Source organism: Cellulomonas massiliensis JC225 (genome assembly GCF_000312005.1).
GTDB classification, from domain to species: Bacteria; Actinomycetota; Actinomycetes; order Actinomycetales; family Cellulomonadaceae; genus Cellulomonas; species Cellulomonas massiliensis.
This window is the reverse complement of the sequence record NZ_HE978588.1, coordinates 1,202,027-1,208,904: the sequence shown is the minus strand read 5'-3', so window position 1 is coordinate 1,208,904 and position 6,878 is coordinate 1,202,027. Positions and strand designations below refer to the sequence as shown.

4 protein-coding genes are annotated in these 6,878 nt (G+C 76.9%); all 4 read left to right on the top strand.

Annotated features, from left to right (window positions below):
* Positions 1 to 273: hypothetical protein (locus tag HGCM_RS05705; protein ID WP_026075290.1), on the top strand; the 273-nt coding region annotated here is incomplete at its 5' end.
* On the top strand, positions 260 to 4,615 hold the full coding sequence (locus HGCM_RS05700) for a thioesterase domain-containing protein (protein ID WP_020424280.1): 4,356 nt from the start codon (positions 260 to 262) through the stop codon (positions 4,613 to 4,615). The genes HGCM_RS05705 and HGCM_RS05700, both read left to right, overlap by 14 nt.
* Positions 4,612 to 5,571 (top strand): hypothetical protein, encoded by a 960-nt coding sequence (locus tag HGCM_RS05695; protein WP_019135905.1) that lies wholly within the window; start codon positions 4,612 to 4,614, stop codon positions 5,569 to 5,571. The genes HGCM_RS05700 and HGCM_RS05695 overlap by 4 nt, the downstream gene beginning before the upstream one ends.
* Positions 5,572 to 5,609: 38 nt before the next feature.
* A partial coding sequence (locus tag HGCM_RS19705; RefSeq protein ID WP_040398950.1) for a hypothetical protein occupies positions 5,610 to 6,878 on the top strand: 1,269 nt, incomplete at its 3' end.

Here is a 6,878-nt window from a genome sequence, read left to right as displayed (position 1 = left end):
ACGGGCGGCAGCGGCGGCACGGACGCGCTGCGCGCCGCGCTCGCCGCCGCGCTCGCGCAGACCGGCAGCCCGGCACCCTCGGGCGCGCGTGTGCCCGACCGCTCGCTGCTGCTCTCGACCGCCGAGGGCCGCACGGGCCAGCCGGCGACGGACGCCGACCTCGAGGCCGGCCTGTTCCAGGTCGCGGCCACGGTCTCCGGGGAGCAGTGGTGGGTCGCGCTCGACATGACGCCCGCCGACGTGGGGACGGAGGCCGACGGTGCCCAAGGCTGACCGCATCCTCGACAACCTCCCGCCGACGTTCCGGCTCCGGGGCGACCCGTCCGCGCTGCGCGCCCTCGTGGACGCCTACGGCGGCGAGCTGCAGGCGGCGGAGAACGCGCTCGTCGCCGTCATGCGCGCGCACTGGGTCGAGTTCGCCGACGCGGGCGAGGACCGCATCCTCGACCTCGCCGCGTTCGCCGCCCTCTACGGCCTGCAGCCGCGCGCCGACGAGAGCGTCGAGGAGTTCCGCGAGCACCTGCGCCGCTACGTACGCTCGCAGCTCGACAGCACCGTCACGGTGCCGGGGATCCTGCGCACCGCCGCGGAGGGTCTCGGTCTGCACCTCGACGAGGACCTCGACACCTGGTGGGAGCGGGAGCGGCTCGGCGAGCCGGTGCTCACGACGACCCAGCCGGTGGGCTCCGACGCCGCGACCCTCGTGCTCGGGGTGCCCGAGCTGCTGCGCGAGGGCCGCGACGCGGCGCACGGCACGGTCGCCGGCGAGGTGGACCTCTCGGCCGGCGTCGACCTCGCCGCGCGGGGCTCGCTGTGGGTCGCGATCGACGGCGCGGGTGCCACCGAGGTCGAGCTCACGGCCGGGCTGGCGGACCCCGCGCACGTGACGCCGCAGCAGCTGCTCGACGCGCTGGACCGGGACCTGCCCGTGGCCGGCGTCGGGACGGTCGACGGCGGGCGGCTCGTGCTCACGTCGCCGACGTCCGGCGCCTCCTCGTCGCTCGAGGTCGTCGACGGGCCGCGCGACGCCGCCGACCTGGTGCTCGGCCTGCGCCCCCGCACGTACCAGGGGACGGCCGCCACCCGGGCGACGATCGTCGGGACGGCGGACCTGTCGACGGCGCTCGACCTCACGGACGAGCGCTACCTGCGGCTGACGGTCGACGGGACGCTGCTCGCGGAGGTCGACTGCGCGGCCCTCGCGGCGGACGTCACCGCGGTCGACCTCGCGGACGTCACCGGCGCGATCAACGCGGCCCTCGGCACGACGGTCGCGTCGGACGACGGGCGGTTCCTCACCCTGACGTCGCCGACGCCCGGCGCCGCGGGCTCGCTCGTGCTGCTCGACCCCGCGGCGCAGCCGGCCACGGAGCGCCTGCTCGGCCAGGCGCCCCGCACCGCGGTCGGCGAGGCGCCGCGCAGCGCACGCGTCGCGTCCGACCGGCGGATCGGCCTCGGCGTGGACCTCTCGCAGGCGTCGGTGCTGCGCGTCGCGGTCGACGCGGAGGCGCCCGTCTCGGTCGACGTGGCCGGGCTGGACCCCGCGACGACGCTGCCGCAGGAGATCGTCACGTCGCTCAACGAGGGGCTGGGGGCGACCGTCGCGTCGCACGACGGCGACCGCGTCACGCTGCGCTCGAGCACCGAGGGCGAGACCGGCCAGCTCGTCCTGGAGGAGGTCGAGGGCGACGCCGCGGAGGCCGTCATGGGCCTGCGCCCGCGCTCGGGCCGCGGGGCTCCCCCGGTGACCGCCGCGTTCACGGGCGGGCCGGACCTCGCCGGCACCGTCGACCTCTCCGCGCGGCACGTGCTCGTCCTGGAGCTCGACGGCCACGGCCCGGTCGAGGTCGACCTGCGCGCCGCCGCCGCGGACCCCGCGCACGCCACCCTGGAGGAGGTCGCGCGCGCGATCAACGAGGCGCTCGGCCGGCCCGACGACGACCCGGTCGCGTCCGACGACGGCGCGCACCTCGTGCTCGTCTCCCCCACGGAGGGCGCCGGCGGGCGGCTGGCGGTCCGGCCGCACGTCGCGACCCTGCACCGCCGCTTCGTCACCCGTGCCCGCGTCACCGACGACGCGGCGACGACGCTGCTCGGCTTCACCGCCCGCACCGCCCACGGCACGCCGGGCTCGAGCGCGCGGCTGGCCGGGACGTCCGACCTGTCCGGCGGCGCGGACGTGCGCGAGCGCGGCGTGCTCCGGGTGCGGGTCGGCCCGGCCGCGCCGGTGGAGGTGGAGATCGCCGGCCCCCGCCCGCGCGCGACCACGCCCGCCGAGATCGCGGCCGCGGTCAACGCCGCGTTCGAGGGCGTGGCCGGCGTGACGCAGCCGGTCGCGACGACGGACGGCCGCACCGTGACGCTGCACGACCACGCGACGGGCGCGGGTTCGCTCGTCGCCGTCGAGGAGACCCGGCGGCGGGACGCGCGCGAGACCGTGCTCGGCGCCGTGCCCGCCCAGGTGCCCGCCGAGGCGCGCGGCGCGGGCCCGGTCGGCGTGCTCCTCGTCGGGACGGTCGACCTCGCGGCCGGCGTCACGCTGCCCGGGGACGCCGCGCTGCGGCTCGGGGTGGACGGCGCGGCACCCGTCGACGTGCCGCTCACGGACGGCGGCGGGCCGGCGCCCTTCTCCCTCACGCAGCTCGCGGCCCGCGTCAACGTCGCGCTCGGCGCCTCGGTCGCCGGGCACGACGGCACGCACCTGCGGCTCCAGTCGCCCACGCCCGGCGGCACGAGCGCGCTCGTCCTGGAGGCGCCGACCACCGGGACCGACGCCACCGACGCACTGCTCGGCGTCTCGGTGCCGCGGGCGTACCGGGGGCGCGCGGCGGCGTCGGCCCAGGTCACGGGCGTCGTCGACGCGACGTCCCTCGACCTGTCCGTCACGCACCTGCTGGTGCTCGCCGTCGACGGCGGCGCGCCCGTCACGGTCGACCTCACGCGGGACGTCCCCCCGGACGAGCGCACCACCGTCTCGGCGCAGCAGGTGGCGGCGGCCGTCAACGCCGGCTCCACGGCGGTGGCGAGCACCGTCGCGCTGCCGCTCGGCACCGGCGTGCGGATCGCGTCGCCGACCACCGGGCCGAGCAGCCGGCTCGTCCTCGGCCTCGCGCACGACGGCGACGCCGCCGCCCTCGTCCTCGGCTCCGCGCCGCGCAGCGCGCAGGGCAGCGACCCGGGACCGGCGGTCGTCGACGGCGACGTCGACCTGCTCGGCCCGGCGGACCTGTCCGACCGCTCGGTGCTGCGGCTGTCCGTCGACGGCGGCCCGCCGGTGGACGTCGACGTCGCCGGGGTCGCGCCCGCCACGACGACGATCGGCGAGGTCGTCGCCGCCCTCGACGCGGTGCTGCCCGGCGTCGCGAGCCGCACCGACGCCGACCGCCTGCGGCTCACGTCGCCGACGACCGGGCCCGGCAGCCGCGTCGACGTCCTGCCCGTCCGGTTCCTCGAGGTCCAGGAGTACCCGCCCGCCACCGACCGCGCGACGGCCGCGGTGCGCAACGGCGCGTCCGTGCCGCTGCAGCACGTCGGCGCGACGGCGGTACCGGGCCGGGTCGTGGTGTCGACCGTGCACGGCGTGTTCGGGCCCCGCGTCGCGGACGCCGCGGCGGGCTGGTCCGTGCACGTCGAGACCGCGGTCGGTGCGGGCAGCCGGCTCGTGCTCGAGCGGGACGGCGACACCGTGGTCGCGACGCTCGAGCGCCCCGGCGAGGCGCCGCAGCGCGTCCCCGACGCGCGGGTGCACGTCACCGGCGACCGGCCGCTCGAGGTGCGGCGGGGTCGCAGCCGGTGGACGTACACCGAGTGCCTCGCGGCGCGGTTCGACGAGGCGGTGTTCGACGAGGACGACTTCGCCGGCGGCCGGTGCACCGAGGAGGCCGTCCTCGATCTGTCGCGGTTCGCGCCGACGGCCGTGCCCGCGGTGCTCGCCCGCGGCGGCGACCGCCCCGCGACGGCGCAGGTCGAGGTCTCGTGGGACTCGCACGCGGCCGGCGCGTTCGTCGTGAACCTCCCCCGCGAGCTCGACGTCCGGTTCGGCGAAGGGCTCGGCGAGACCCGGTTCGGCGCGGCCGAGCCCGAGCGCGTCGCCGGCGTGGTGACCGAGCCCGAGGGCGACCCGGACCACCTCACGACGCGCGTCAACGCCGAGTCCCGGCTCGTCGAGGTCCGCCCGCTCCCGGTGACGCAGGTGCCCATCGGCTGGGAGCCCGTCACCCTGCCGTTCCGGCAGCCCGTGCCCTTCACGGGCGGCACGGCGCAGCGCCCGGCCCGCCTCTACCTCGCCGACCCCGGCTTCGGCGCGCGGTTCCTGCTGCTCGAGACCGCGGAGCCGGGCACCTGGGGCAACCGCGTGACGCTCAGCGCCCGCACGGCCGGGCCAGCGATCTACGACCTCGAGATCCAGTTCACCGGCAGCCGGTTCGAGAGCGCGCGCTCGGTCGTGCTCGGGCCGCCCCTGCCCACCCTCGCCGACGACCTGCTCGCCCCGCGCCCGCTCGGCGTGGGCACGGCCAAGGCCGCCGGGATCCGTGCCGCAGTCACCAGGGACCGGACGTCCGGGCCCGCCACCAGTGAGGACGGGCCCAGCCCGGACGAGGAAGGAACACCATGAGCGAGACGACCACCCCGTACGTCCCCCGCGACCCCGGCGACCTGCTGACCGCGGAGGACTGGAACACGGTGCAGACGAAGATCCAGGACGACATCCGCACCCGCTCGCAGGAGGCCGCCGAGTCGGTGACGCACGTCGCGTCCGCCGACGACGCCGCGACGATCGACGGCAAGGACCTCGAGGCCCTGACCGAGGAGATCGTCAAGCGCGTGCGCGACGACCTGCGCGGGCAGTCCGGCTACCAGCAGCTGTTCAAGGTGCTGCACGCCGGGGAGCCGTCGGTCATCGAGCACAAGCTCGGGCGGATGCCGCTCGTCGACCTCTACCGGCTCGACTACTTCCAGGTGGTCTGCCGCGAGGACGACGAGACGCGCCTGGCGTACGCGACGTTCTACCTGCACCACTCCGAGGAGCGGCGCGTGCGCGTTACCGACGACGAGGGCAAGCGTGTCTCCGTGGACGTCCAGCCGCCGGACGGGCCCGAGCTCGGCATCCCGTTCGCCGACCTGCTCGCCCGCTACGACGTGCAGTACACCGACACGTCCACGCTCGACGACCTGGAGACCGAGTTCTGGCAGGCGTTCTTCAAGGAGCCGAACGACCGCTTCAACGACGACCAGTACTGCCACTCGCCGTGGTTCGAGCGCTGCTGCAAGGAGCAGCAGACCGTCCGGCGGCTGAAGCAGAACGGCGACTGGGACGAGATCCTCCTGCAGGTGCGCCCGCGCAAGACCGTGAACTTCCCCTCGGGCACGGTCCTCGGCCAGGACGGCGACGACCGCCGGGTGGTGCCGCGGCCGGCGAACACGTTCGTCCAGCACCTCGACGACAACCGCACGGCGGTCTGGTTCCTGGGCCAGGCCCAGAGCGACGACGCCGAGCAGGAGGCCGTCGACTACATCGGCGAGGAGCGGTTCCGCGACGAGCTCAAGCTCATGGTGCTGCTCAAGATCTGAGCGGCCGACGGCGTCAGGCAGGACCGGGAGGAGGGGCGATGCGGGTCAGCGCACGGCACGTGGGTCGGCAGCTGCCGTTCGAGCGGGAGCGGCGGCTGGTGCTGCGCCGCCTGCCGGTCGGCGCGGTGGTCACGCGCGCGGCCCTGACGATCACGCCCGTGAGCACGGACACCGGCGGCCAGTTCCTCGAGAGCATCACGTTCTCCGGCGGGCAGGGCGACTGGGGGGCCACGAAGGTCACGACGTCCTCGTCGGTCGAGGTGGCGCTGCACGCGCGGCGCCGCCTCGCCTCCCTCACCGGCACGAACCTCGGGGGCGTCCCGCTGCTCGCCGACCTCGGCGGCGGGTTCCTGCCGGTCAACGCCGACGGGGCGTTCGCGGAGGGGACGGCCCTGACGCTCGCGAACGCGACGACGCTGCCGGGGCTGTCCGTGACCGGGCTGCGCGCGCCCGGCGCGGCGGGCTCGCAGCCCGACGTCACCCAGCTGCGGGTCTCGTCGCCGCCCAGCGACGTGACCGTGGCTGTCGAGGGCGGGCCCGTGTTCTTCGCGCACCTCGGCGAGCTCATGGCCGCCGTGACGACGCCGGACTTCAGCGCGGTGCTCGCCGCGATGCTGCCGGGGCTGCCGGTCGAGAACGGCTGCCACGTGGTGCCGTTCGTCGTGCACTCCGGCTCGATCGCCCGGCTCGACCTCGCCCTCGACGTCGAGTACGCGCTGGCGGCGAGCGCGACGCCCGAGGGCGTCCGCTCCGTGCAGGCGTCGTACGCCTACGGCGGCGCGCCCGTCGGCGGCCAGGGCGCCCTCGCCGTCAGCGTGCCGCCCGGCATGGTCGCGGTCGCCACGACCGGCCGCGCGCAGGGGGCCTTCGCGGAGTCGCGCGTGGTGCTCGGCCCGCTCACGACGAGCGTGCCGCCGGAGCTCGTCACCGTGGCGGCCGGGCAGTCGCTCGCGCAGCAGCTCGTGCCGCCCGAGACCGTGGTCGCGTCGTCGCTCGACCTGCTGCTCACCGCCGTCACCGCCGAGACCGCGCTCGTCGTCGACGTGGTGGACGACCTCGACGGCAAGCCGGGGCGGACCTCGCTCCTGCCCCGGCCCGCCGACCTGCGCCTGACCCGCGACACGGCCGGCGCGCCGACCTGGGTCAACGTGCCGCTGCCGAGCGAGCGCGAGCTCACGGCCGGCGTGGCGCGCTGGGTCGTCGTCCAGGCACGCACCGGGTCGGCCGCGTGGAGCGCCGGGCCGGACGACGGCAGCGGCGGCGCCGGGCCGGGCAGCGGAGCGCCGCTCGTCCCGCCCGACCGGCCG